Source organism: Ruegeria sp. CJ9, assembly GCF_056536625.1.
Genome location: NZ_JBQFPY010000002.1, coordinates 198,485 through 223,192, shown reverse-complemented (window position 1 = coordinate 223,192; position 24,708 = coordinate 198,485). Strand labels below are relative to the sequence as shown.

General features: G+C 59.0%; 30 protein-coding genes. 4 read left to right on the top strand and 26 right to left on the bottom strand.

Features of this window, described 5'->3' with window-relative positions:
• The first annotated feature begins 26 nt into the window (after window positions 1-26).
• On the top strand, window positions 27-266 hold the full coding sequence (locus ACR0AJ_RS06595; protein WP_480647017.1) for a hypothetical protein: 240 nt from the start codon (window positions 27-29) through the stop codon (window positions 264-266).
• 7 nt (window positions 267-273) lie between these two features.
• Here ACR0AJ_RS06595 and cysE read toward each other — a convergent pair whose 3' ends face one another.
• The gene (cysE, locus tag ACR0AJ_RS06590; RefSeq protein ID WP_170358963.1) at window positions 274-1,083 is read right to left on the bottom strand and encodes a serine O-acetyltransferase; all 810 of its coding nucleotides are present in this window, start codon (window positions 1,081-1,083) and stop codon (window positions 274-276) included.
• An 84-nt stretch (window positions 1,084-1,167) separates the two neighbouring features.
• Between cysE and ACR0AJ_RS06585 the strand changes: the two genes are divergently transcribed.
• Window positions 1,168-1,506 carry a TraR/DksA family transcriptional regulator gene (locus ACR0AJ_RS06585; protein WP_170349049.1) on the top strand — a complete coding sequence of 113 codons (339 nt, stop codon included), beginning with the start codon at window positions 1,168-1,170 and terminating at the stop codon, window positions 1,504-1,506.
• Here ACR0AJ_RS06585 and ACR0AJ_RS06580 read toward each other — a convergent pair.
• The 19 genes from ACR0AJ_RS06580 to ACR0AJ_RS06490 all read right to left on the bottom strand — a co-directional run bounded on the left by ACR0AJ_RS06580 (window position 1,487) and on the right by ACR0AJ_RS06490 (window position 17,183).
• A complete protein-coding gene (locus ACR0AJ_RS06580) occupies window positions 1,487-1,783 on the bottom strand; it encodes a DUF7742 family protein (RefSeq protein WP_170349050.1) in 297 nt (98 codons plus the stop codon). The genes ACR0AJ_RS06585 and ACR0AJ_RS06580 overlap by 20 nt on opposite strands.
• A gap of 8 nt (window positions 1,784-1,791) precedes the next feature.
• Window positions 1,792-5,754, bottom strand: a complete 3,963-nt coding sequence (locus ACR0AJ_RS06575; protein WP_480740406.1) for a baseplate multidomain protein megatron — start codon at window positions 5,752-5,754, stop codon at window positions 1,792-1,794.
• On the bottom strand, window positions 5,754-6,200 hold the full coding sequence (locus tag ACR0AJ_RS06570; protein WP_480647024.1) for an NlpC/P60 family protein: 447 nt from the start codon (window positions 6,198-6,200) through the stop codon (window positions 5,754-5,756). Before ACR0AJ_RS06570 ends, ACR0AJ_RS06575 begins: the two co-directional genes overlap by 1 nt.
• A complete protein-coding gene (locus ACR0AJ_RS06565; protein ID WP_480647026.1) occupies window positions 6,197-7,084 on the bottom strand; it encodes a DUF2163 domain-containing protein in 888 nt (295 codons plus the stop codon). Before ACR0AJ_RS06565 ends, ACR0AJ_RS06570 begins: the two co-directional genes overlap by 4 nt.
• Complete coding sequence (locus ACR0AJ_RS06560; RefSeq protein WP_170375798.1) at window positions 7,084-7,716, bottom strand: DUF2460 domain-containing protein; 633 nt, start codon at window positions 7,714-7,716, stop codon at window positions 7,084-7,086. Before ACR0AJ_RS06560 ends, ACR0AJ_RS06565 begins: the two co-directional genes overlap by 1 nt.
• A 16-nt stretch (window positions 7,717-7,732) precedes the next feature.
• The gene (locus ACR0AJ_RS06555) at window positions 7,733-8,395 is read right to left on the bottom strand and encodes a phage tail tape measure protein (RefSeq protein WP_170349055.1); all 663 of its coding nucleotides are present in this window, start codon (window positions 8,393-8,395) and stop codon (window positions 7,733-7,735) included.
• Window positions 8,382-8,591: a rcc01693 family protein gene (locus ACR0AJ_RS06550; protein ID WP_170349056.1), complete on the bottom strand. Its 210-nt coding sequence runs from the start codon at window positions 8,589-8,591 to the stop codon at window positions 8,382-8,384. Before ACR0AJ_RS06550 ends, ACR0AJ_RS06555 begins: the two co-directional genes overlap by 14 nt.
• Window positions 8,588-8,908: a gene transfer agent family protein gene (locus ACR0AJ_RS06545; protein WP_170358975.1), complete on the bottom strand. Its 321-nt coding sequence runs from the start codon at window positions 8,906-8,908 to the stop codon at window positions 8,588-8,590. Before ACR0AJ_RS06545 ends, ACR0AJ_RS06550 begins: the two co-directional genes overlap by 4 nt.
• 4 nt (window positions 8,909-8,912) lie before the next feature.
• Window positions 8,913-9,326, bottom strand: coding sequence for a phage major tail protein, TP901-1 family (locus tag ACR0AJ_RS06540; RefSeq protein ID WP_058280596.1), 414 nt, complete (start codon window positions 9,324-9,326; stop codon window positions 8,913-8,915).
• Between the two features lie 20 nt (window positions 9,327-9,346).
• On the bottom strand, window positions 9,347-9,760 hold the full coding sequence (locus ACR0AJ_RS06535) for a DUF3168 domain-containing protein (RefSeq protein WP_170505544.1): 414 nt from the start codon (window positions 9,758-9,760) through the stop codon (window positions 9,347-9,349).
• The gene (locus tag ACR0AJ_RS06530) at window positions 9,757-10,095 is read right to left on the bottom strand and encodes a phage head closure protein (RefSeq protein ID WP_170505540.1); all 339 of its coding nucleotides are present in this window, start codon (window positions 10,093-10,095) and stop codon (window positions 9,757-9,759) included. The genes ACR0AJ_RS06535 and ACR0AJ_RS06530 overlap by 4 nt, the downstream gene beginning before the upstream one ends.
• Window positions 10,092-10,691, bottom strand: a complete 600-nt coding sequence (locus ACR0AJ_RS06525; RefSeq protein ID WP_170505537.1) for a head-tail connector protein — start codon at window positions 10,689-10,691, stop codon at window positions 10,092-10,094. Before ACR0AJ_RS06525 ends, ACR0AJ_RS06530 begins: the two co-directional genes overlap by 4 nt.
• A 177-nt stretch (window positions 10,692-10,868) precedes the next feature.
• Window positions 10,869-12,047 (bottom strand): phage major capsid protein, encoded by a 1,179-nt coding sequence (locus ACR0AJ_RS06520; protein ID WP_480647030.1) that lies wholly within the window; start codon window positions 12,045-12,047, stop codon window positions 10,869-10,871.
• 34 nt (window positions 12,048-12,081) lie between these two features.
• Window positions 12,082-12,627: an HK97 family phage prohead protease gene (locus tag ACR0AJ_RS06515; protein WP_170349062.1), complete on the bottom strand. Its 546-nt coding sequence runs from the start codon at window positions 12,625-12,627 to the stop codon at window positions 12,082-12,084.
• A 26-nt stretch (window positions 12,628-12,653) separates the two neighbouring features.
• Window positions 12,654-12,872, bottom strand: a complete 219-nt coding sequence (locus tag ACR0AJ_RS06510; protein ID WP_480740402.1) for a GTA head formation protein, RCAP_rcc01685 family — start codon at window positions 12,870-12,872, stop codon at window positions 12,654-12,656.
• Window positions 12,865-14,034 (bottom strand): phage portal protein, encoded by a 1,170-nt coding sequence (locus tag ACR0AJ_RS06505; RefSeq protein ID WP_480740401.1) that lies wholly within the window; start codon window positions 14,032-14,034, stop codon window positions 12,865-12,867. Before ACR0AJ_RS06505 ends, ACR0AJ_RS06510 begins: the two co-directional genes overlap by 8 nt.
• Window positions 14,035-14,231: 197 nt before the next feature.
• Window positions 14,232-14,870 carry a hypothetical protein gene (locus ACR0AJ_RS06500; RefSeq protein ID WP_480740399.1) on the bottom strand — a complete coding sequence of 213 codons (639 nt, stop codon included), beginning with the start codon at window positions 14,868-14,870 and terminating at the stop codon, window positions 14,232-14,234.
• 133 nt (window positions 14,871-15,003) lie between these two features.
• Window positions 15,004-16,374 (bottom strand): DNA-packaging protein, encoded by a 1,371-nt coding sequence (locus tag ACR0AJ_RS06495; RefSeq protein ID WP_480740554.1) that lies wholly within the window; start codon window positions 16,372-16,374, stop codon window positions 15,004-15,006.
• Window positions 16,375-16,808: 434 nt separating this feature from the next.
• A complete protein-coding gene (locus ACR0AJ_RS06490; RefSeq protein ID WP_170349066.1) occupies window positions 16,809-17,183 on the bottom strand; it encodes a VOC family protein in 375 nt (124 codons plus the stop codon).
• A gap of 45 nt (window positions 17,184-17,228) precedes the next feature.
• On the opposite strand from ACR0AJ_RS06490, the gene ACR0AJ_RS06485 reads away from it, so the two are divergent.
• Both ACR0AJ_RS06485 and ACR0AJ_RS06480 read left to right on the top strand, forming a co-directional pair.
• Window positions 17,229-17,759, top strand: coding sequence for a winged helix-turn-helix transcriptional regulator (locus ACR0AJ_RS06485; RefSeq protein WP_368040133.1), 531 nt, complete (start codon window positions 17,229-17,231; stop codon window positions 17,757-17,759).
• A gap of 296 nt (window positions 17,760-18,055) precedes the next feature.
• Window positions 18,056-19,312, top strand: a complete 1,257-nt coding sequence (locus ACR0AJ_RS06480; protein ID WP_170505521.1) for a DEAD/DEAH box helicase — start codon at window positions 18,056-18,058, stop codon at window positions 19,310-19,312.
• Between the two features lie 39 nt (window positions 19,313-19,351).
• Here the strand turns inward: ACR0AJ_RS06480 and mltG are convergent, their stop codons facing one another.
• The 6 genes from mltG to fabG form a co-directional block, all read right to left on the bottom strand.
• Window positions 19,352-20,512: an endolytic transglycosylase MltG gene (gene mltG / locus ACR0AJ_RS06475; RefSeq protein WP_480647040.1), complete on the bottom strand. Its 1,161-nt coding sequence runs from the start codon at window positions 20,510-20,512 to the stop codon at window positions 19,352-19,354.
• The gene (gene fabF, locus ACR0AJ_RS06470) at window positions 20,513-21,778 is read right to left on the bottom strand and encodes a beta-ketoacyl-ACP synthase II (RefSeq protein WP_170349070.1); all 1,266 of its coding nucleotides are present in this window, start codon (window positions 21,776-21,778) and stop codon (window positions 20,513-20,515) included.
• A 204-nt stretch (window positions 21,779-21,982) separates the two neighbouring features.
• The gene (locus tag ACR0AJ_RS06465; RefSeq protein WP_170349071.1) at window positions 21,983-22,726 is read right to left on the bottom strand and encodes a 1-(5-phosphoribosyl)-5-[(5-phosphoribosylamino)methylideneamino]imidazole-4-carboxamide isomerase; all 744 of its coding nucleotides are present in this window, start codon (window positions 22,724-22,726) and stop codon (window positions 21,983-21,985) included.
• A gap of 119 nt (window positions 22,727-22,845) precedes the next feature.
• Window positions 22,846-23,385, bottom strand: coding sequence for a GNAT family N-acetyltransferase (locus ACR0AJ_RS06460; protein WP_170349072.1), 540 nt, complete (start codon window positions 23,383-23,385; stop codon window positions 22,846-22,848).
• Between the two features lie 138 nt (window positions 23,386-23,523).
• Window positions 23,524-23,757: an acyl carrier protein gene (locus ACR0AJ_RS06455; protein WP_008756330.1), complete on the bottom strand. Its 234-nt coding sequence runs from the start codon at window positions 23,755-23,757 to the stop codon at window positions 23,524-23,526.
• A 209-nt stretch (window positions 23,758-23,966) separates the two neighbouring features.
• On the bottom strand, window positions 23,967-24,704 hold the full coding sequence (gene fabG / locus ACR0AJ_RS06450; RefSeq protein ID WP_480740396.1) for a 3-oxoacyl-[acyl-carrier-protein] reductase: 738 nt from the start codon (window positions 24,702-24,704) through the stop codon (window positions 23,967-23,969).
• Between the last annotated feature and the right edge of the window lie 4 nt (window positions 24,705-24,708).

The following is a 24,708-nucleotide window of genomic DNA, read 5'->3' as shown; positions in this document are numbered from 1 at the left end:
TGCTAGTTCTGATGCAAAGGTGCCCCATGACCCTCATGAACTCGACCAAGTGCTTTCTGGTGGTTTCATTGTTGGCGACGTCGCTGCCCGTTGCTGCGATCGCAAAACCCAACGGCTATCCGGGCGAGAACTCGACCTATAACCCGGATCCCGCCGAAGTCGCCAAGCGCAAAGCTGAGCGCGCCAAACGTATCGAGGCGCGCAAAAAGCGCCGCGAGGAAAAGCGGCTCGAGCGGTTGAACAGAAAGAAAAACCGCTCGAACTAAGGTTGAATTACTGGTCTTTGCCCAGCATATGATCCATCGAGATCGAGGGCTGATCGCACCCAGCCTCGCCGACGATCTTTGCGGGAATACCTGCCACGGTCTTACAGGCAGGAACTTCTTGCAGCACCACAGAACCCGCTGCGATGCGGCTGCAATGGCCGACTACGATGTTGCCCAGAACCTTGGCCCCGGCCCCGATCAGCACGCCGTTACCAATGGTCGGGTGGCGCTGCTCTTCTTCCTTACCTGTGCCGCCCAGCGTTACGGAATGCAGCATCGAGACATTGTCACCAACAATAGCTGTTTCACCAATGACAATCGAATGGGCATGGTCGATCATGATGCCCTTACCAATTTTCGCCGCCGGGTGAATGTCGATCCCGAAAATCTCGGACGAGCGCATCTGGAAGAAATACGCCAGATCGTGGCGCCCTTTTTTCCACAGCCAATGCGCCACGCGATAAGCCTGCATCGCCTGGTAGCCTTTGAAATAAAGGATCGGCTGCAACAATCGGTGGCATGCCGGATCACGTTCATAGACTGCCATCAGGTCCGCACGGGCCGCTTCAAGCAGCGAAGCGTCATCCGCATAGGCTTCATCCACGATTTCACGCAGCACCATCATCGACATTTCGTTCGAACACAGCTTGGCCGACACCCGGTATGAGAGGGCCCGCTCAAGGCTTCGGTGGTGCAGGATGCAAGCGTGAACCAGACCACCCATCAATGGTTCGCTTTCGACCGCTGCATGAGCTTCGGTCGTGATACGATTCCAAACCGGGTCGACCGGAGTAACCTGACTGCGCTTTTCCAACATGGCTTTTGATCCTTTGCTGCGCCTAGAATGCCATTTAGTGGGAAAAACGCCAAACGCAAACCCGTGATCGGCAGAGTAACGAAAATGAATGAAACAGATTTGGCAGACTATGAAGCGAAAATTCAGGCAAGATTGGCTGAACTTTCAGAACATTCCGCGGCGGAAAAGCAGGCTCAGGCCATTGTTGAGCTTGATCAGCAGGCCGTCGGCCGCCTTAGCAGAATGGATGCCCTGCAGAATCAGGCGATGGCCAAGGCACAACAGGCCAATCGGGATATCGAAACGCACCGGTTACAAGCCGCCCTGGACCGCATACATGACGGAGAATTCGGGTATTGCGAAGATTGCGGCGATGAGATTCCTGGCGGTCGATTGAATCTGAACCTTGCCGCCACGAAATGCGTCAGTTGTGCGTCCGGCTGATCTGAAACCGGATCAGATGCTGCAAAACCAGTTCGAAACAGCGACAATATTGCACATCATCAAATCCGGGTTCATCCGCCAGCCGCCTGTTTCGCGCGGCTGCCATCAAAGATCCATTCCCGAACAATGGATGAAGATTACCCGTCTGGCCGACATATTGGTCGGCCAGCGCTGCTTCTTGGATGAGACGTGTACAAAGGCGGTCGCGATCCTGCGGTAGCGCGGCCAGCAAGGCCCGCGCCGCCGCTGCGACATCTCCATGCAGGATAGGGCGCATTCAGTGGATCACCCGACTGTCACTTGGGCGAATAGTCCCGGCCCGTAGCTGGCTGAAACCTGTGCAATGTGGACTTCATAAGGCCCGTTGATCCCATCGTCTGCTTTCATTGCTGACGTGTAGGTCCAGTTTGGAACGCTCACGATCTGTTCCCGTACCAGGGTCCCGTTGGTTCGTATTTGCAGAAGGTAGGATTCGCTTTCCTCGGCCAGCGGAACCTCGATCCCCGCCCAATCGTCCCCATCCAGCCGGGTTCGACGTATCCACGAGAGTTGATCACCTGCGGCTGTTCCCATCGCCTTCAGATGCACCGGTGTGTATGGGCGCAACCCGTTGCCATCGAACGCCTCGACAAGATGTACATAGGACGGGTCATCATACCCGCGCGTTGCCGGACCAATGCGGTAGTGCTTGCTCACACGCCGCTCGGACCGCAACAAGCCGGTTTGGTAAATACGCTGATCCAACAGGACGAACATCGACCCATCGGGCCAGACATCGGGAATGATCGCATCCGTCCCAAGCTGACCGCGCAAGCGACCGGACAATGTATAGATGCCCGTTTCTTGCAGCGTGGCGTCGGCGAATTGGAACAGCTCCCAATTGCCGGGTGTTCCATCCCCGATCGCGGCCAGATTGGCCCCGTTCAGCAACGCATCCCGAGGACGCGATTCCAGCAGGCCATCAACCAGATTGACGCGCAGCGGCGTTCCTTCATCCCAGACACCGGCGCTTGCCCGTCTCAGCGGGGTTTCGGTAAATCCAATTATCGCTTGCCCCGAGATCACCTCTTGCAGAGCATAGTCTTCGTCGCTGGCCGCCGAATAGACGGCAACACTGCCGGGCCATGGGTTGGCCGAAGTAGCAAGGTATGGGGCATGCGGTGCCTCTGAGCCGGTCAGCAGCGGCAAATCCATGAACACAGGCAAAACAGGAACCGGTGCCACAAAGGGTTTGATCGACACTTGATCGTCAGGCAGATCAGATGGCGCATAGACGCCGGGTTCGATGCGCACTGCCTCGGCCAGTTGCAGATCGGCCTGCTCTAGCCGGTCGATGCGATAGCGCGCACTCTGCCCGTCTTTGGTCAGGCTCACGACGTCGCCCGCCCCCAGATGCAACATCGACGGCGGCAGTGCAAAGCGCGCTGTCTCGCGTGAGACCCGCGCCTCGCTTAGCCAGCGTTCAGCGGTTTGGCGGCCTTCGGCGCGTGTCAGCGATAGAGGCATCTCGTTCACGGCCACCGAATGCGTTCGAGTGTCCGGCAAGATGGCCTCTTCAGACACTACATCATGATCGGCGTCCGATTGTACAAAGCGCAACCGAACGCGGCCTGTCATTTCGGCCTCGGCTTCTCTGCGATATTCCACGCGGCCTTCGATATCAGAGCTGTCTGCCAGATCGTCTGTATCCAATCCGACCACTTTCAGACCGTCGCGCATCTGAAACAGCAGCACACCATCCCGTTCAATCGCATCAAACCCATAACGCAGCATCAAGGGCTGCAATGCCGCGCGCGCGCTGGAGACATCTTGAACCAGATAGCCCCGTACGACGCCCTCCAGACGCGATACGTCGATATCCTTTACTCCGGCACCGTAGCAGATTTCAGTGACCACGGAGGCCAGAGTCCGCGTGCCTGACCGTCCATTCAACCAATGACCTCGGGGATAGTTCGCCCCGTCGCTCCACTGGCTTCGCAGGTTCGGAAACGTTGGAAACGGACGCGCATCCCATGCCCAAACATAGGCGTTCGCCATATCAACCATGTGACCATCATATTGATCCGAAAGCGGGTTGATTGCCGGATCAGACCAGTAGCCATACATCGCTTTCAAGTACTGCACCTGCATGAAATCATCGCGCCGACCGGAAGAGTATTTCGGCAAGCTGGATTCCGAGGATTTCGGGTCAAGAAACTTGTTCGGCTGATTGGTTCCTTTGTCGATGGCCGCGCAACCCAGTTCCGTAAACCAGATAGGTTTTGAGCCAGGCACCCAATCGGTCGGGTTCGATTGACGTACACCGCCAATGCGTTCGTGATGCCGGTTCGACCACCAATTGCGAAGGTCTTTGTAACGCCAGACCCATGCCTCATCATGCTCCTCATCCGTGATCGGCGTTCTTATCTGGGCTTCGGCCTCTTCCGACGAGGCATAATACCAGTCATAGCCTTCTCCGCCTTCGATATTGCCTCGAAGGTAGTCGAGGTCATAGATCGCGTCTGTGCCGGCTTTCAGATCCACGTGATCCTCACCATCCCGCCAATCCGACAGGGGCATGTAATTGTCGATGCCGACGAAATCGATGTTTTCATCTGCCCACAGTGGATCAAGGTGAAAATAACGGTCCCCGGTTCCATCATTCGGCTGATAGCCGAAATACTCGCTCCAATCCGATGCGTACCCGATTTTTGTGCCTGGTCCCAAGATTTCGCGCACTTCGGCGGCCAAGGCTTGCATTTGGGAAACGGCTGGAAAGCCGGTCAGACCTCGGATTTGGGTCAGCCCACGCATTTCGGAACCGATGCAAAAAGACTCCACCCCTCCAGCAGCTTTACACAATGCCGCATAATGCAGAATGAAGCGGCGCAAACCCCATTCCTGAGGGCCGCTATAGGTCACTTCGCCATCGCCAACGGCAAAGTCACTGGCGCGTGCGTGTCCAAAGAACGCGGCCACCTGCGCGTCGGCCGTTGCCGTTTTATCCGGTGATCCTTTTCTACCGGGCGCGGTGCTAAGCGTAATGCGCCCCCGCCAAGGCAAATGCGGCTGGTTGGCGGCATCCGACCACGGGTCTGGCAAACCGTTGCCTTGCAATTGATCCATCAGGATAAACGGATAAAACATAACCCGTTTGCTAATACTTTTCATATGCCGGATTGCCTGAACTACGGATTGATCCGCAGGGGTTGCGCCATAGACGGGGCGGTCATTTTCGCACCGGACAGCTTGGGCGGTCTGTCGGGTCACACCTGCCACGCGCCAGGGCATGTTCTTGCCTTCGATGTCTTTGCGCAAAACCTTGGGCTGAATTTGACATTGCCCGCACCGCAAGTCATCGCCAAACCACGACACGATCAAAGAGGCCGCCTCGCAGGAAGGCAACTCACGTTGCAGCGCCCGGGTCGAGGTCACCAGGTCCGGCCTCCCCGAGGCAGAGTTGACATTCGCCGCCCAGCTTTGCCCACGCCCTTTTGTGTAATTGATCTGTTCGCTGGCCAGCGCATATTCACCGGTGCCCGGCATCAGGGCAACGCCCCGGATGGTCTTGAACAGGGCATCCGGCGTATCCGGCAATCCCGGCTGTTCCTGACGTACGACTTCGAATGAAAATTGCGGCACCCTGTTTCCAAACGGCGCCAGTTGCAAACCTTCAATCACAACATAAGCCGTGCCACGATAGGCCGGAACGTTGCCCGCGCCCTCAATGGCTTCGATCAGAGGGTCCGGCAATTGATGGTCGTTCCCCCGATAGATACGCATGTTCAGGGTTGAGAGCTCCAGCTCCTCTCCATCAGCCCAAATGCGCGGGACGTCCGAAATTTGCCCCGCCCCTACCGCAATGGCCAGAGAAATCGAATAGCTGTAGCTGTGCGTGGTTGTTGTGACCTCGGGCGATTTCGGAGATCCCTTGCCACCTCCGCCACCCTGCGAGGTTGTGCTTGTGCTTTTGGTTTCTAGAAAATCCGACGCCCAGATAACCTGACCACCCACCCGCATACGCCCGAAAACCGTAGCGACCGGAGAACCCTCTCCGGATTCGGTCAGGCGGAAACGGTCCAAGCGCCCGGTCTCGACCACTTCGCTGCCGCCGCCCATGACCGACTGGCTCATTAACCGCTGGTCGATGACCCGGCCCAGCGTTGCCCCAATGGCACGGCCGATCACCGCGGTCGACAGCCCCGCAACGGTGCCGCCAATCGCTCCGCCGACCGCGGCTCCTGCTGCAGACAGAATTATTGTAGCCATCACACATCCTCCAGCGGGAATTCAAAACAGGCGACCACCCGGCGGCGCCAGGGATCACTCAGCGTGCTTTCGACGACGCCATAGCCGGAATAGGCGTGAATAAACCGCAGCGCGGGTGTGGTTTCGCTGACGATACCAACATGCTTGGCAACACGCCCATCGCGCATACGGAACAACAAAACATCGCCCGCCTTCGCAGAACTGGGGTTCTTTTCAATCAGGTGACGGCGGGCCGCTGCCCACATGCGCTCTTCGCCCTGCGGCTCAGACCAGTCCATGCTATAGCTCGGCACCGTTTCGGGTTCGTGCCCCAGCAGCGCGCGCCACACACCACGCAAAAGGCCCAGACAATCCGTACCCACCCCTTTGACCGAAGCCTGATGCACGTAAGGCGTTCCCAACCAACCGCGCGCCTCGTCGACAATATCCTGCCTATGGCCGCTCATCGTCTGCTTCCCCCAGTGTTGGGATTGCCTTGCTTGGGCACCGCCATTACCCAGTCTTCACCGGGCAGGTCAGGAAACCCCTGAAAGTTGATGATGTTATTAAATTTTTTCCGGCAGGTGTGCATACTTTTGTTGCACCCTGCTGTCAGCTTTACCCGGTCCCCGACGGCCAGGCCGCCGCTGATCCCGGACCAAAGCGTAACATTGCGCCCACCCACGATCCGGTCGTCCTGTTTGATTGCGGCCCACAACCCGGTTGCCCGCCCGGACAAAACATCCAATCTGCCCCGCCTGAACCAGGCTTCATTCGGTGCTTCTGCCCCTTTCAATTGCAGGACAGTGCCGGCAATTAAAGCGACCACTTCAGCCTCGGCCTGATACTCTGGCGCGCCGAGATTGAACTTGCAATCACCGTCCCCCAGAACTGCCGTACAAGGTTTCTGGTAAACCCTGCCCATCGGTCGGTTGAGCAGGTCGGTCAAACCGCGCAATTCGGCGTGAAATGCACCACCTGCGCGGCGCATCTCACCGATCGAGCCTTTGAATTGCAGAAAACGCTGTTCAGGCCTGGCCCAGTTGACCAGCCACGCCCGGACCTGAGCATTGTCGAACCGACCGGCTTCGATGTCTTCTTCTGTGACCGCGGCATCGGACAAGGCCCCCATGGCCTCAGAGTTGTCGACGGACAGTCCGGTGGCTTGTTCGATAGCCGTGGCCGTCAGGCCCGTGCTGGCCTTGAAGGTCATCCCGTCAAAGCTCAATACCATGTCATGATCGGTGAAACCGTATTCCTGCCCGTCCTCACGCCGGATCGCCCAGCATCGGCAGGTTGTGGTCAACCCTGTTTGCAGATGGGTCTGCAGCCCTTGCTTATCACCGCTCATCAGACACGTACCTCGACCACTGGAACGTTGGGTACGTCGCCCGCTTGAAAACTAGCGACACTGGTCTGAATCTTGTCGGTGTCAAAACGAACCGGGACGTCAAACTCAAACCCGGCGGTGACTTCCACCTCTTCAGGCGGCGGCGCTGTAAACGTGATCAGACCGCTGTTTAGATCCACTTCAAAATCTACGCCTTCGCGCATTTGATCCTGTTCTAAACCGATCCGCACGGTACCCAAAACCGGTTTGACGATTGGGCGGACATAGCTGAACCCGCCCGAGCTGTAGGTTTTGACCAGCTGAAACTCGGTGCTTGTACCGTCACCACGAGCAATGACCTGATCATCCATTGCCACGTCTGCGGTCGCAGCCCCGGATTTGTAATCCGACCAGTCTTTCCAACGAAAACCGAACATCTGCCCCTGACGGGCTTCGAAAAACGAAACCAGCGTCTCGATATCGTCCAATGATCGCATCCCCAGCCCGGCGTCATAGCGGCGACGGGAATGCGCCCAGGGCGTGTTGCGTTCTTCGAACCCGTTGGCCAGCGTCACGATATCTGTGCGCCGTTCGGGACCACCAACCGAGCCAAAGCTCAGGCTGGCGGGAAATCTGACTTCGTGGAAATTCATCACCTGCTCCCTCGTGTTACCTGTTGCGATTGCCGCGACCCAAGGCGCGGCTCATCTGAGCGGCGATCTGACCCTGACTGCGTCTGAACCCCTGCACGTCCGGCGTTGTGATATTCATCACCACGTTCACTGCGCGCCCTCCGCCGGATGTCCGCACGCCCAACTTGCCATCTGGCCCGCGCGCCAGAGGCATGATCGCCTCTGGGCCGGCCTCGCCCATCAGTCCGGTGCCGCCCCGCATCGGAAATGTCGTTGGGCCGCTGACCACACCGCCATTGGCAAAGGGCATCACCCGGCCCTGCGAAAAGCTGCCGCCATTGGCAAAGGGCAAAATTCCCTGCACCAGACCACCAACCGTATTGGCCAGCATGCCGCCAAAGTGATCGGTCACAGGCTTGATCGCCGCCGAATAGGCCGTGCGGATCATCGAGTTCTTCAGCACATCCAGCGCATCCGACAGGTTCATGCCGTCCAGCACCACGCCGTCAAATGCCTTGCGCAAACCGCCGGACATGCCGCGCTCCAACGTGGCGACGTCCTTGCCGGTTTCTTCAAAGGCTGCGCTGATCCGCTTCATCTGATTGTCGAATGCCGCAGCCATCGACGCCGCATCCCCCAACGAGTCGCCCAGCGCCTCACCCCGTTCCTGCAGGTCATCCAACCCGTCACGATCCGTCATCACGCTCTCCTTGTTGCTTGTCCGGATAGGCCGCCAGCAAAGCGTCCAACCCCGCCCGGTTCATCGCTGGCATCCCGGCCCCTTGCCCCAACATCAGTCGCAATTCAGCCGGTGTCAGACGCCAGAACTGATCCGGCGTCAGGCGCAGGCCGACGAAACCGGCGCGCATAAGGGCGGGCCAGTCGAACCCGCTCATGCGTCACCCGGTACCATGAAGGCCCGTGCCAGCAGTTCAGCCGCAGCCTTGGCGCCAGCCATCGGTCCGCCATCGATCTCGGCCCGCAGCAGATCCGATCGGGCGACATCGGCGCCCCCGCCTCGCAGCCCGGCCACGATCAATGCCAGCACATCACCGCTGGAATAGGCCCCACCTTCGAAGCGCTGCACCAGTTCCACCAAAGACCCGGTGCCCAACTGTTGTTCCAATTCCGCCAAAGCACCCAGCGTCAGCTTGAGCACCCGCCGCTCTCCATCGATGGTCAATGCCACCTCGCCCGTCCACGGATTGGCCATAGGATTACAGTGCCGTGAAGGCCAAAGCGCCGGCGCTGGCCAGGCTCATCTCATAAGTCGCCTCGCCATTGTGCGACCCCGCATATTCGATGCCGGTGACTTGAAACGCGCCTTCAACGATGCCGAAATCGGGAATGATCACCTGAAAGTTCGGTGTCTCACCGTCAAAAAACAGCTGTCGTGCGCGTTCGTCGGTGCCTGCATCCTTGAATACGCCCGAACCCGAGATCGCAGCGGACTTCACCCCTGCCCCCGACAACAGCTCGCGCCAACCACCCTGACTTTCCAGGCTGGTGACATCCACACTTTCTGCGTTGAAACTGACCCGCGTGGCCCGCAGCCCCGCGATGGTCTCGAACAGGCCCGAGCCGTTCATATCCACTTTGACCAACAGGTCTTTTCCGTTCTGGGCAGCCATATGTTCTCTCCGTTGATTGCTTAGTCGTCTTCCACGCGGGCGCGGAATCTCAGGTCGATCTGGCGGATGGCACCGCCGGTTCCCGTGCGGCGGGCCGAGGCGCGTTCGAACCACAGCCCCACCAGTCGCCCGCGATCCAGGGTCAGTGCTGCACCCTCAAGCGCATCGCACACCGCCCCCGCAAGGGCCTTGGCTGCGCCAAACCCGGCGGCCTCGGACATCACCGACACCGTGAACCGATGCAGGGCACCAGCGCCCGATCGGTCCGAGGCATTCCGCACCTCTTCCGGGCCCAGCGTCACATAAGTCTGGGGCACCGCCCCTGCCGGCACCGCGTCATAGATCGCGCCGCCCGACAGCGTGCTGACCTGCGTATCGCCTGAAAGCTGCTGATACACCGCCGCCTGCAAAGCCGCTGAAACGCCATAGCTCATGCCGCCACCTCTTCGTCCGCGAAACAGGTCAAGTACTGGCCACGCGGGTCACGCTCGGCGACCGCGCGAATAACAAAACGCCGTATGCCTTCGGCAAAACGCTGGTCCGGCGACGGGCGCATCAATGACCCCTCGGGCGTACCCCGCACAACGATGCGGTAACCCACGCGCGAAACTGGCACCCCGGCCACCTGACGCTCGGACCCGCTGCGTGCAGTGACTTCAGCCCAAACCGTACCCAACGAGGCCCATGTTTCGATGTACCCACCTGCGCCGTCGGCAGTTCGGACTGGCGCTTCGAGAACCAGCTTTCGGTTCAATCGCGGCGCCTTCATTGCGTCACCCCTGCGCCAAAGCGCACGACGCGATAGCGTTGGATCAGGCTGGTTACGCCAAAGGGCATACAACCAGCACCCAAAGCAGTCTCGTCGCGGTATTCGTAGTAATGCGCGGCCAGCAACAAAACTGCCTGACCCAGATCAGCAGGTAGCCCACCCCAATCTGCCGACATCCCTGCAGCAAAGGTGATTTTCACCGAGCCGCCTGTCGCAATGTTCGGCAACATTGCGCCCTTTGGGCGCAGCCTGGGGCGCTGGCTGTCCTGTTCCAGCCGATAGGCATCGGGCGCGATTGTGCTTTCCAAACCCGCCGCATCGCGGATTGTCACCGCGCCCACTGTCACCACCGGGGTTACCGGCAGCACCTCGCCTGCAGCATCGAGCCATTCGCTCAGGCTCCAAGAAAATTCGCGTTCAATCAGCACCTTGCCGGTGCGCGCCTCGATCGCAGCGATCGCCGCCCGCAGGAAACCGTTCAGCACCTCGTTCTGCACACTGCCCTCGGCAAAGCCCGTGCCCAGACGCAGATGCGCCTTGAACTGATCTACCGGCAACGCCGCATCCGCGATGGCGGTTTCTTCGATCAACATCATCCATTCACTCCGCAATCTCGGCCCCCTCCGGGGGTCGTCACTTCAGGAATTTGACGGGCACGCGCCGCCCCACGTTGCTCGGACGGAGGGGAGCAGCTAGACAACGCAAGGGATCTCACCCCGGCCCGTACCCGCCGCCCGGAGGGCCAGTTGCCCGCCCCCCGGATTCGCCACCACTTAGGCGGTGCCGAATTTCACCAGCTTGATCGCGGCAAAGTCGCTCACGTCGCCGCCAACGCGCTTGGTTGCGTAGAACAGGACATGCGGCTTGGCGCTGAACGGGTCGCGCAGGACGCGCAGGTCGGGACGTTCGGCAATGGTGTAACCGGCCTGGAAGTCACCAAAGGCAATCGAGAAGCTGTCGGACGCCGCATCGGGCATGTCCTCGGCGATCAGCACCGGATAGCCCATCAGACGCGCAGGCTCGCCCGCTGCCAGGCCGTCGGACCACAGGAAGCGGCCATCGCTGTCCTTCAGCTTGCGGATCAGACCCGCGGTCTTCGAGTTCATCACGAAGGTGCCGTTCACGCGGTACTGGGCACCCAGCGCATAGACCACATCGACAATCGCATCCGCCTCGACACCACCGTCGATGCCGGTGGGAACATAGCCGATATTGCCCCAGGCCCAGACGTCATTATCGACCTTTGTGTGGTCCAGAATGCCCTTCGGCTTGTCGACACCATCGCCTCTGATAAACGCCGACGCCTCGGCGCGGGCAAACTTGTCAGCGATACGACCGGCCAGCCAACCTTCGACGTCAAACGCGCTGTCATCCAACAGGCGCTGCGAGGCCTTGGGCAGCGCGCTCAGCTCGTGCAGCGCGATTGAGATGCGGTCAATCGATGGAGTCGCAGTCTCGGTCGCGGTCGAGGCCTCATCCGCCCATCCCGCACCCACATCGGTGTGGTCGATCAGCACATCGAACGAGTTCGCTTCGACATTCACCACCGACGCAATCGAACGGATCGAGGCGGTGGATTTCAGCACCGATTTGATGATCTCAGCGGTTTGCGGATCAACCAGGTAACCGCCATCGCTGTTGACCGCACTGGTCAGCGACTTGGCCTCCATATCCAGCCCACGCAGGCCGTCATCGTCACCCGAACGCACATAAGCGTCAAAAGCCTTTTGGTGCGGTGCGCCTTCGGTGATCGAGGCAGCAAGATGCGGGCGTGCCGCGATGGTTGATTTACGATCCAGCATAGTCAGTCGCTCTTCTGTCTGTTGCAGTTTGGTTTTCACTTCAGCCTTCAGGCCCTTGAATTCATTCACGAAGCCAGCCATCGCCTGCTTCACCTCCTGAACCAGGGGCGCACCCTCTCCGGTCAAGGCCGGGGTCTCGGTCTTGCTCATCAGCACTTCCATTCTTGGGTGGGTTTGAGGCGCGCTAGGGTCGCGCCAGCTCCTGCCGGGCGTCGTTGAACACCTCGGCAATACTGCGCAGGGTTTCTTCGGCATCCAGGGTCGCCCCCTTTGCCGCCACCCGCGCACTGGGCAGCATCGGGAAAGTCACAAGCGACACCTCCCAAAGCTCCAGTTCCGTCAGGACCCGCTGGCCCTTGTCATTCTTCACGGCGCGCTTAGTGCGATAGCCAATCGACAGACCATCCATCGCACCCGCCCGGATCAACTCCGCCGCCTCACGACCCTTTTGTGTGCTTTCCAGCAGACGCCCCTTGACCCACAGGCCCTTATCGTCTTCGCGCACTTCGTCCCAAACGCCGATTGGTTGCGCCGGGTCGTGCTGCCACAGCATCTTAACTCGCTGACCAGCCTTCACCAGCCCATCCAGTGATGCACGATAGGCGCCTTTTTGCACCACATCACGGCCCTGATCGACCTGACCGAACAGGCTGGCATAGCCTTCGATCACTGCATCCTCGGACACAGACAGCCCATAGCCGAACCGCGCAAACTTATGCTCCAAATCCATGAACAACTCCTCGTAAGCCCCTGAACTCATGGCGTTACCGACAAAAACGACTGAAACGCTTGTGCCAGGATCACTGCGGCCACACCGTAGACCGTCAGCCACAACCGGCGCTCTAACCGCTCCATCATTTCTTCGATCTGATCCAACCGCTTGCACAGGTGCACATGCTGAATCTCGGCCACCCGTTCATGCGCAGCCAGACGCAAGCCCGGCGCGCAATCGAATGGCGGATACCCTTCAGCCATCCGCATCCTCCGCCAGTGCCGGCAACCCCAGTAAAGACCGCTTCTCGGCATCTGTCAGGAAATCGGCTCGGCTGACGCGGGTCCACTGCGCATCACGTTCGGTAGCCAACGCGGGCACCTGATCCAGATCGGGTTTCAGCATCAAATCCTCGCCAGAAAAGCCCGAGAGCCACTCTGACACTGCCGCCGCCACCCGCGTCACCAGGGGCAGAACGGTCAGGCGATAAAACGCCCGGTTGGCCTCCTGATAGTTCGAATAGGTCGCGTCGCCCTGAATTCCCAGCAACATTGGCGGGACCCCAAAGGCCAGCGCGATCTCGCGGGCGGCGGCTTCCTTGGTCTTTTGAAACTCCATGTCCGAAGGGGAAAAGCCCATCGGCTTCCAATCCAGCCCCCCTTCCAGAACCATCGGACGACCAGCATTGCGCGCCCCGCGATAGTTCTGCTCAATCTCGTCTGACAGACGCCGGAACTGATCCTCGGCCATCACCCCATGGCCATCCCCTTTCCAGACCAGCGCCCCCGAAGGCCGCGCCGCATTGTCCAACAGCGATTTCGACCACCGAGACGCGCTGTTATGCACATCAATCGCCATCGCTGCCGCCTGCATCGGCGAGAACCCATAGTGGTCGTCTTGCGGGTGGAAAGATTTGATATGGCAGATGACATCCGCAGCAAACCGATGCGTTTTGCCCCCCGCCGTATAATCATAAGCCTTGGGCCACCCATCCGCCCCCGGCACTACGCTCATCCGGTCCGAGCGCAGGACGTGCAGCTCAACCGGCAGGCCTTCCTCGGCCTGCACTGCCTCGACATAGGCATTACCCGACAGCAGCAACTGCCCGAACAAGGCCTCCATCAATTCCGCCCGCCCCTGCGCCGCATTCGGACGACGCATGAGGCTCAGGATCGGATGTACATCATAGCGCTGCGCCTGATCCTGCAACACCAGAGGTAGAGCCGCCGCCGCCTCGGCAATCAACTTGACGGATCGAAACCCCACCGGGTTCCCAGAAAATCCCGTCCGCGTCAGTGACACCGCATCACGAGGGCTCCACGCCACGCGCCCGCCCGTCTGCCACGCCACCACAGGCCCCGCCGCGCTCGCCTTCGCCTCGGGCGCTTCTCCAGCTGATCCACGGCGCAAGAAATCGAATACCATCTGTTCTCCTTTCTGCCGCTGCTCTGCCCGGCTTGTTGAAAGGAGTTATGACGGAAAGAAGTTTAAGGATTGGGAATGGGGCGTACGGGGGGTGGGCAACGGCATTCTCGACCTGGCGCCTCGATCCAGATCGGTCACGACTTCAGACCGTCAATTCGTGGACAAAGCCGATAAGAATGACAAGTTATCAAAGCTTGTTAACGATAAACACCAAAAATTTTACATCTCAGCAATCCAGCCGACTCGTAGGCTAATCTGAATCGAGCTATTTCGTTTGCCAGACCTGTTTGGGTCGCTTCAGCGCAAGCTTTCATTGCACTGTTTTCCGCCTCTACTTGGGAGGTATAATTGACGCCAAATCCTGTGTAGCCTGCTGGGTTGTTTGCAACCGCTAGGTAATTACCCGACACTGTGTCTCGTTTTGCCTTGGCCAATTCACTTTTGTGCGCATTGGGTATTGTGGATGCTGTAGGTTTATCTTGAGGAACAAACGTAGCGTAGAGGATACAATCCTGTCGAGACACGATCTCACAGTCGATCTTCGCCATTCGTTTTGCGTCATGCTCTGAATACCGACCTGTCACTACTGCCCAAGAGCCGCCATCCGGTCGAATGTAAAACGCTCCAAACGCTCCGTCTCCTTGGCTCACAGCTTGGTCAAACGCATTTCTCACCCGCGTGGTCAGCGGTTGGTCTGAGTGCTGTCGAACCTCATAGGGTCCAAAAGTGGTCAGAGATTGCTTCGAAGGTACATAACTTTCGTCAGGTGTGGTGTCTACGCATGCCGCTTGCAGCACAAGCCCAACAAACAAAAAAACACTATTATTTTTAGTCACTTCGGTACAATTCCTCAATGATGAATACTCTCCGCATATGGGTTTCATCGCTAACTCTATCGGTCTGCTAGGTCAACATTCCAACCGACCTTCCCACCAAAAATCCAAGCCCGGTGACGGATGATACCATGCGTCACAGACTCCGCACCCTAGGCCGCCGATAGGCCCCCGCAGGCCCCACCACCAGCTCATGCAGCGCCCAGACCAGCGCGTCGACCCGGTCGGGCGAGCCCTGCCCTTCAAAGCCTTGCGCGGTCATCTGGCACATCTGTTCCTCCAGCGCATCCAACCCCGAGACATGCGCCACACGCCCCTGTTCGTACAGCGCCGCCACAGGCTCGGCCCGGGCGACCTTGCCGCGGGAGGCCCGAACCGCGCGATAGGGCACCAGAGGGTCCACCTGCCGCACGACCTCTTCTACAAGCTGCCCGCCCTGATTGACCTCGGCCACCAGACGCTCGGCCCCGAACTCATCCATTGCGTCAATCGCCGCCTGCGCCCAACCAGCTGGGCCAACGCCCTGAACCGTGCGGTCGGCCAGCACATAGGCGCGCCACTCCTCGGGCGACCCCTGCACCTGAGCCCCCACGACCACGATCCCGCAGGCATCCGCATCTGAACCAGACGTCACAGCCGGGTCCAGCGCCACCACGATGCGATCCAATTCGGGCACCTGCGCGCACCGTGCCGCCTCGAGCATCGAACCGGTCCAGAGCGCCCCCTCGGCATCCGACAGCAATACGCCATCCAACTCCTGCCGTCCCAGCCGCGTGCCTGCATAGCGCGCGCGCACTTCGTCCAGAAACGATGCGGCCAGATTTGCCCGGTTCGCCTCGGTCGGCGCGTGCGTGTGCACCGTTGAAGGCGACGCCAGCAACTCCTTCAAAACCTTCACATTCCGCGGCGTGGTCGTCACACAGACCCGCGGCCGTTCACCCAATCTCAGCGCAAATTGCAGCATATCCCAGGTTTCTCCGGCCTTTTTCCATTTGGCCAGCTCATCCACCCAAGCTGCATCGAACTGGGGTCCCCGCAACCCTTCGGGATCATTTGCCGAAAATGCCTGTGCCTCAGCCCCATTGGGCCAGATCAACTTGCGTTCAGATGCCTTCCAACTGGGTCGCCTGTCCGGGGGCGAACATCGCAATATCCCGCTGTCACCAAAAATCATGACATCGCGCACCTGATCGAAGGTCTCTCCAACCAAAGCCACACGGCGGGCCTCACCCCGATCCAGCGGTTTCGCCCCCTCGACCATCGACCGCACCCATTCGGATCCAGCCCGTGTCTTGCCCGCGCCACGTCCACCCATGATCACCCAGCATCGCCAATCACCCTCGGGCGGCAACTGATGCGGCAGCGCCCAAAACTCAAACAGGAAAGGGAGGGCACACAGCCCCCCCTCCCCGATCTCACTCAGAAATCTCTCCCGAACCGCAGCATCTGCGGAGGCGAGCCAACCTGCACCCGATTTCAAATCGAGCGCGCTCAAGGTCGATCGCATACCCTCCTTGGGCAATTCCGGCTTGTCTGTGATGTTGTTCGACAAAGCTTGTCTCCACTTTCTGACAACTTCGGATCAGCCCCTCTAGCTGCCCCAGTTGCTTGCCTGCTCCGGCAAGGTCTGCATCCTCCCCGGCACCAATCTGCTGGCGCAGTTCTTCCGCTGCTTGGCGCAGATCGCGAATGGATCTTTCAAGGGACTGCAACAAGTCAGCCGTCTGAGAAATCCGCTCTTCCGGGGTAATCAAAGTCATGTTTGCCTGTGACCTCATGCGTGAGTTTTCTCCGCACGAGAGAAATGAAAAACGGCCACCGGGTCGCCCCGGGGCCGTGGCCCACCTCTTCTAGCATGACATAACTTCTACGTAATTAAGCACGCAAAGTCAATGTGTTACGCAACATCGAACGCAACAACAATCGTACGCTGTATTAAGATTAACCGCCCGTCAAATCTTGCGCCAGCATCATCGCATTGCGATCCGGATCATAGAATGTGGCCGTGCTGACCATCCCCTCGATCGTTTCCGTCGGGCCATCAAACGCCACCCCGGCAGCTTCCAGCGCACCACGCGCCGTGGCAATATCACCAACTTCATAGACCGGAACGCAATTACCCGGTGACGGCTCGGCTTGTTCTCCCAGACCCAATGTCACTCCGTCCACATTGGTGCGCATTTCGCTCCACCCGGCTTCATCGATGTGATGGGCAAGTTCGAACCCAAGCATGTCACGATACCAATCCGCACTGGCGTGACGATCCCTGACTGAAATCGCAAACGTGATCGTGTTTTTTAACGAAACATGCGGCATTGAACTTTCCTTTGTATTTAAATATAGTTACTATACTTTATGGACATGGCTCTACTTGTCAAGCTCACCTCCCGCGCATGGTCACTGAACATTCTGGCGCTGATGCATTCCGGTGTTTCTGGGCGACAAGCCCCTTTACTCGCCGCAACCAGCGCCAGTCGAACGGCCTTCGCGGCCAGTCTCGATCACCTCGTCCAACTCGAACTGCTCGAGCGCAACCCCGGCCATGGCCATCCCCTACGCCCCGAGTTTCGCCTCACCCCCGCAGGCACCCAAGCCGCGCGTATCGCCAGCGCGATCATTCAGGTTGCCCCGGATGACGCCACGCACAAGCTTCTTCGAAAGTCGTGGACCGTTCCCATCCTGGCCCTAACCGGCACCCCGCATCGCTTTTCAGCGATCAGGTCGGATCTGATCACCATCACCGATCGTGCCTTATCCGCCTCATTGCATCAGTTAGAGAATCACGACTGGATCCAGCGCGATATCGAGACCTCGGGGCGGATGCCCTTCCCGACCTATCGCGCGGTCAAAACCGGTTTTGCCATCCATCAGGCCGTCGGGTTGGGTCAGTAATCAAGCAACACCGTCGTACAGGACATAGAAAACCCTGCCCAATAGCTTGACATTCGACCTCTCAACCCGCATGTGCCCATGAAACAGCGCTGCCGCGTGAGCATTCGGGCCATCAACAGCCCCACAGCGCCCGATCCACCCATAGTTCCCCATCACGCAGGGTTCTTGATGCGACGACCGGATGGTGCAGGAGCCGCCTGCATTTCCCGAGGTCTCGTACAACCCCTGCCGGTCGCAGATGCGGCCCGTGACGACTTGCCTTTGGGTTAATACCGAGGGCTGCAAAGGATAGTTATTTGTTCGACTTTGACATGCTGGGCCTCGCGCCCGCCCTGAACGATGCGCTGAAACGCGCCAATTTTACCCAACCTACGCCGATACAAAACCAGGCCATTCCGCTGGCGCTGAACGGGCATGATATTCTTGGGCTGGCCCAGACTGGCACCGGCAAGACCTTGGCCTTTGGCTTGCCTCTGATTGATCATCTGCTGGCGCAACCGGGCAAACCTGCGCCGAAAACGGTGAAGGCTTTGATCCTCGCCCCCACCCGCGAACTGGTGAACCAGATCGCGGAAAGCCTGCGCAATCTGACGCAAAAGACGAAACTGCGCGTGGCCACTGTGGTTGGCGGACAATCCATTGGCAAACAGATCTCGTTCCTGTCGCGAGGTACCGATATTCTGGTTGCCACTCCGGGGCGCCTGATCGATCTGATGGAGCGCGGTGCCGTTGACCTCAGTTCAGTGCGTCATCTGGTGTTGGATGAAGCTGACCAGATGTTGGACATGGGCTTTATCCACGCCCTGCGTAAAATCGCACCTGCACTGGGCACACCGCGTCAAACCATGTTGTTCTCGGCCACAATGCCGAAACAGATGGAGGAGCTTAGCCAATCCTACCTGACCAACCCGCAGAGGGTGCAGGTTTCCCCCCCGGGCAAGGCAGCCGACAAGATTACGCAGTCTGTGCATTTCCTCAGCCGGGGCGAAAAGCCGCAAAAACTGCGCGAAATTCTGTCCGCTGACATGGACGCCCTGACGTTGGTCTTCTCCCGCACCAAACACGGTGCTGAAAAGCTGATGAAAGGTCTCGTGGCCGATGGCTTCAACGCGGCATCGATCCACGGAAATAAAAGCCAAGGACAGCGCGATCGCGCAATCAAGGCGTTCCGCGCCGGTGAGATCAACGTGCTGGTTGCCACCGACGTGGCCGCGCGTGGCATCGACATTCCCGGCGTTGCCTATGTGATCAACTATGACCTGCCCGAGGTGCCAGACAATTATGTCCATCGCATTGGCCGCACAGCCCGCGCCGGTCGTGAAGGCGAAGCCATTGCCTTCTGCGCACCGGATGAGCTGGACCAGCTATTGCAGATCCAAAAGCTGATGAAGATCGAAATTCCGGTCGCCAGCGGTACCATGCCTGAATACGCCGAGCCCAAAAAACCGCGCAATCGTGGTGGGTTCCGGGGGCGCAAACCGCACGGAGCGAACTCGACGTCAAAACCTGCGTCGTCAAAACGTCGCCGCCCCCGCAGACGTCCCGCTGCATAAGAAAAAGAAAGGGCCGCGTTTTTCGACGCGGCCCTTTTCTTAGTTGCTCGAGCTGTTTCTCTCAGCTTCTATTTCTCGCCATTTGGCGACGTTGCGGTTGTGCTCATCCAGAGTTTCCGCAAACGCGTGCCCGCCAGTACCATCCGCAACGAAGAACACATAGTCTGTATCCTCCGGCGCCACCGCGGCCTCAAGGCTCGCGAGGCCGGGATTGGCGATTGGTGTGGGCGGCAAACCGTCAATCACATAGGTATTCCAAGGGGTTGCACGGCGCAACTCACTACGACGCAAACCACGACCCAGCACGCCTTGCCCCTTGGTGACACCATAGATCACAGTCGGGTCTGTCTGCAGCTTCATGCCATTCTCAAGCCGGTTGACAAAGACGCTGGCCACTTGGCCGCGCTCATGTGGAACGCCGGTCTCTTTCTCGATAATCGAGGCAAGGATCAACATCTCCTCTGGGCTGCTAATCGGCAAATCGTTCTGCCGGCTTTCCCAAACCGCGTTGATCCGCAACTGTTGCTTCGCCTGCATGTCCTGTAACACAGCGGCCCGGTCATCACCTGGGGCCAGCTCATAGCTGTCGGGCGCCAACATGCCCTCGGCCGGAATTTCGGACACCTCACCGGTCAGGGCGTCAATGCCCTTAAGCGCCTCGACCACCTGCCAAGAGGTCACGCCCTCAGCCACCGAAACACGATACCGCGTATCGGAGTCCTGACGTTTTTCAACGTATTCAGCAGGGGCTTCCTCTTCACCAGCCTCGAAACTCGCAATTTCGACAAACTCCAAGGTGGCCGGGTTCAGCTCTCGCACGCGGGTTTGTACCCGTGTGACACCAACGCGATATTCAATCTCGGATCCACAGGTGCTGGCACCGCTGCTGGTGATATCGTCGATGATCTGCGCCATCGATGCGCCTTCGCGAACCAGAAAACTGCCCGCTTTCAGCTGCTGCGCCTTGTCAGTGTAATCCGCACCCATCCGGAAGATCATGGCGCTGCTGATGGCACCCTCATCTGCAAGCTGCTGGCTGACGCGAGTCATGTTCGAGCCGCTTTTCACCTGTAGGCACATGGCGGTGTCCAGCGGGCCTTCGGCCTTGTACTGCGATTGCCCCCAAAGGATCAGACCGCCGATCAAAAACAGGCCGACCACCAGGATGGTCAGCGCGTTTGATGCCAAAGCCCGCCACATTTAGCTGGCCTTTCCGAAGATCACGCTGGCATTGGTGCCGCCAAACCCGAACGAATTCGACAAGGCCACGTTGATCTCACGCTCGCGTTTGGCATTCGGCGCCAGGTCAATCGGTGTCTCAACCGCCGGGTTGTCCAGGTTTATCGTCGGCGGAGCCACCTGATCGCGGATCGCCAGGATCGAGAAGATCGCCTCGATCGCGCCAGCCGCGCCCAGCAAGTGACCCGTGGCCGATTTGGTCGAAGACATGGTTGCGTTGCCCGCATGATCGCCCAACAGACGCTCCACCGCGCCCAGCTCGATCGTATCCGCCATGGTCGAAGTCCCATGCGCGTTGATATAATCCAGATCCTTTGGCTCTAGCCCGGCACTGCGCAGCGCGGCTTTCATGGAACGTTCTGCCCCGTCGCCGTCCTCGGACGGTGCGGTGATGTGATAGGCGTCACCGGACATGCCATAGCCCAGAACCTCGGCGTAAATCTTCGCACCGCGCGCCTTGGCATGTTCGTATTCTTCCAGCACGACAATGCCTGCGCCTTCACCCATTACGAACCCGTCGCGGTCGACGTCATAAGGGCGGCTGGCTTTCTTAGGGTCGTCGGCATACTTGGTCGACAGCGCCTTGCACGCGTTAAAGCCCGCAATGCCAATCTCACAGATGCAACCCTCACCGCCACCTGCAACCATGACATCCGCGTCACCGGCACGGATGATACGGCTGGCATCGCCAATGGCATGTGCGCCGGTCGAACAGGCGGTAACAACCGAATGGTTCGGCCCTTTGAACCCATGACGGATCGAGACCTGACCCGAGGCCAAGTTAATCAGCGCGCCAGGGATAAAGAAGGGCGACACGCGGCGCGGACCCTTGTCACGGATCAGATTGGCCGTGTTCGCGATAGAACCCAGTCCACCGATACCCGAGCCGATCAGAACCCCAGTGCGCAGGCGATCTTCTTCATTCTCAGGCAGCCAATTCGCATCCTGGCAGGCCATATCAGCCGCAGCGATGGAATACAGGATAAAGTCCTCGATCTTGCGCTGCTCTTTCGGTGGCATCCAATCGTCGGGATTGAACGTCCCGTTCGTACCATCGCCACGGGGCACTTCGCAGGCATAGGTCGTGGTGACCCCGCTCGCCTCAGCATCGAACTGCGTGATCGGGCCCGCACCGGATTCTCCGTCCAGCAGCCGTGACCAGCTTTCCTCGACCCCACTGGCCAACGGAGTGACCAATCCCAGACCGGTTACAACGACTCTGCGCATGAAATGCCTCTTGCCTGCTTCCTATTTGAGAACCGCTCATACCCCGGCGTGGGGGCCGGGGGCAAGAGCCACGGCGCAATCCCTTCCGGCATCATCCCGCCAAAACCGATAGAAAATCCGCCTGTCACCCTTGGAAGGGTTCAGAAATGAAAAACCGCCTTCTGCCCGCGCGGGGCAAAAGGCGATTTCCGGGTGACTTGTCTTTTACTGGAACTGCGCCACGGGCTCGTGCGCGGTTTTGGCAACTTCCAGCGCATCTTCCAGGCTCAGCGATTTGCGGAACAGCGCCCGCCCGACAATCGCGCCCGAGATGTTGTGGATATAGGCCAAGCGCGAGATATCGTCCGCCGTGCGCACCACACCGCTGGCGATAACGGGGGTACGGGACTTTTCCGCAAGACCCGAGATCAGCCCCAACTGCGCTTCAACATCTTCCATGTCACTGTCGATATCCGTCACCACAATACCCGCGAACGGGGTGTCCGCGAACGCTTCGATAAAGGCTTCGGGGGTAAAGGCGCTTTGACTGCGCCAACCTTCGGTCATGACAAAGCCCTGCCAGACATCAACCGCCAGAACGATCTGATCCGGATAAAACTTGGCCAATTCCTTTACCAAGATCGGGTCGCGCGCAGCCAAGGTACCGATGACGACCCGCCCGGCCCCTTTGTCGATCCAATGTTCGACATGTTCGCGCGCGCGCATCCCACCGGCCAATTGCACCGGCATTTCAGCCGAGCGGATGATTTCCTCCACCAGCTCGGCATTGGTGTCACGGCCTTCGATCGCGTCGAAATCCGTCAGCTGCATCCATTCGGCCCCGGCGGCCGACCAGCTGCGCGCTGTTTCAACCGGGTCCACGTGCCAGATCATGGCATTGTCCAGACGGCCCTTGTCCAGCGTCACGCACCGGCCGTTCTGCAGTTCCATAGTAGGGTAAATCCTCATGAGCCCGCTCCTTCGCTCAATCGCATGTCAATCCAGTGTACCATACACACCGGACCGATCCCGGATTTTACCAGTTTCGGCAAACTGAGGACATTTTGCGGCATTGCCGCGATTGAAAACTAATGGCGTTTCGGAGGGCCATTCCGGCGCAGCAATACAACCTCAGACCCGTTGTACTTATCTTCGCGCATCGGCACATATCCCAGCTTCTCAGCCAGTTTCTGCGAGACGGCATTGGCCGAATTTACCATTGCAACCAAGGGCCCAGGCATGATGCGGTCGAACCAATCATGCGCCGCTTGGGCCGCTTCTATTCCCAAACCCTGCCCCTGCGCTTCGGGTACCAAAATCCATCCGGCTTCGGGGTAACTGTCGAAATCTTCACCCATCGAGCGGTTGCCGTAGAAAAAACCAGCCTGACCGATCATCTGGCGATTCGATTGCTGCAAAACCGCCCAATGCCCGAACCCGGCCATCTGCCAGTGCCCGGCATTGCGCAGGAATGAATCCCACGCCTCACCACGCGACCTTGGTTTGCCACCGATATGCCGCACGATGCACGGGTTGCGCCAGATCTCGGCGAACCGGTTAAAATCTTCGGGACGCATGGCGCAAAGCATCAAGCGTGCCGTGTTTATCGTCGGGGTGGATCGTATCATGCCCTGCCCGCTCGGAAAAAATTGCCTCTGTTCAGACAGTGCTTAGCGGAAAAGCGTCAAGCAAGAGTGAATTTGTTTCGGGCATAAAAAACGGCGCCTCCGTTGCCCAGAAGCGCCGCTTTTAGAGATTTGAAACGCTTAGGACGCTTCAGAGATGAATTTGACGGCGTCGCCAAAGGTCTGGATGGTCTCGGCTGCGTCATCGGGGATTTCGATGCCGAACTCTTCTTCAAAGGCCATGACCAGCTCAACAGTGTCCAGGCTGTCTGCGCCCAGATCGTCGATGAAGGAAGCGTTTTCTGCCACTTTGTCTTCTTCAACACCCAGGTGCTCAACAACGATCTTTTTAACGCGATCTGCGACGTCGCTCATGTCTATTCCTCATTCCATTTCAGGGCGTAGCGCCCGGTTCTGCCCTTGCCCGCTCAGGCTGGCTTGATTTTGCCCGGTCCGGGCGGTTTGGTTTCCCGATTGCCGGGAAAGTAGAAGGCCGACCCACTGGCCGACCCCCGCATACATGCGCCGCCTATAGCACAGACAACGCCCGACGCAAACGCTTTCGCGCCTGCCCCGGTGTGCGCTCACAACATGGCCATACCGCCGTTCACATGCAAGGTCGTTCCTGTGATATATCCCGCTTCTGGGCTTGCAAGGTACAGAACTGCCGCAGCAATTTCTGACGGCTCGCCCATACGACCAGCTGGAATCTGACCCAGAATTCCCGATTTCTGATCGTCGGTCAGCTTATCCGTCATCGCAGTTGTGATGAATCCCGGGGCCACTGCGTTTGCCGTGATTCCGCGGCTTGCGACCTCATAGGCCAGCGACTTGGTCATACCGACCATACCGGCCTTGGACGCGGCATAATTGACCTGACCCGGATTGCCGGTCGCGCCGACCACGGACGAGATGTTGATGATCCGACCCCAACGCGCCTTCATCATGCCGCGCAATACGCCTTTGCACAGCTTTGCTGTGGCAGTCAGGTTCACGTCAATCACGCTTTGCCATTCGTCATCCGACATCCGCATAAACAGATTGTCCCGCGTGATGCCCGCGTTATTCACCAGAACGTCCACAGATCCCATCGCGTCGGCGGCTTGCTTCGGCAGCGCTGCAACTGCTTCGGGGTCGCTCAGGTTGCAAGGCAATACATGCGCGCGCTCACCCAGCTCATCCGCCAGTGCTTGCAGCGGTTCGACCCGCGTACCAGACAACCCCACAGTGGCACCCGCGCCATGCAGTGCGCGTGCGATTTCGCCCCCGATACCACCCGAAGCGCCGGTGATCAGCGCGTTCTTACCTGTCAAATCAAACATTCGG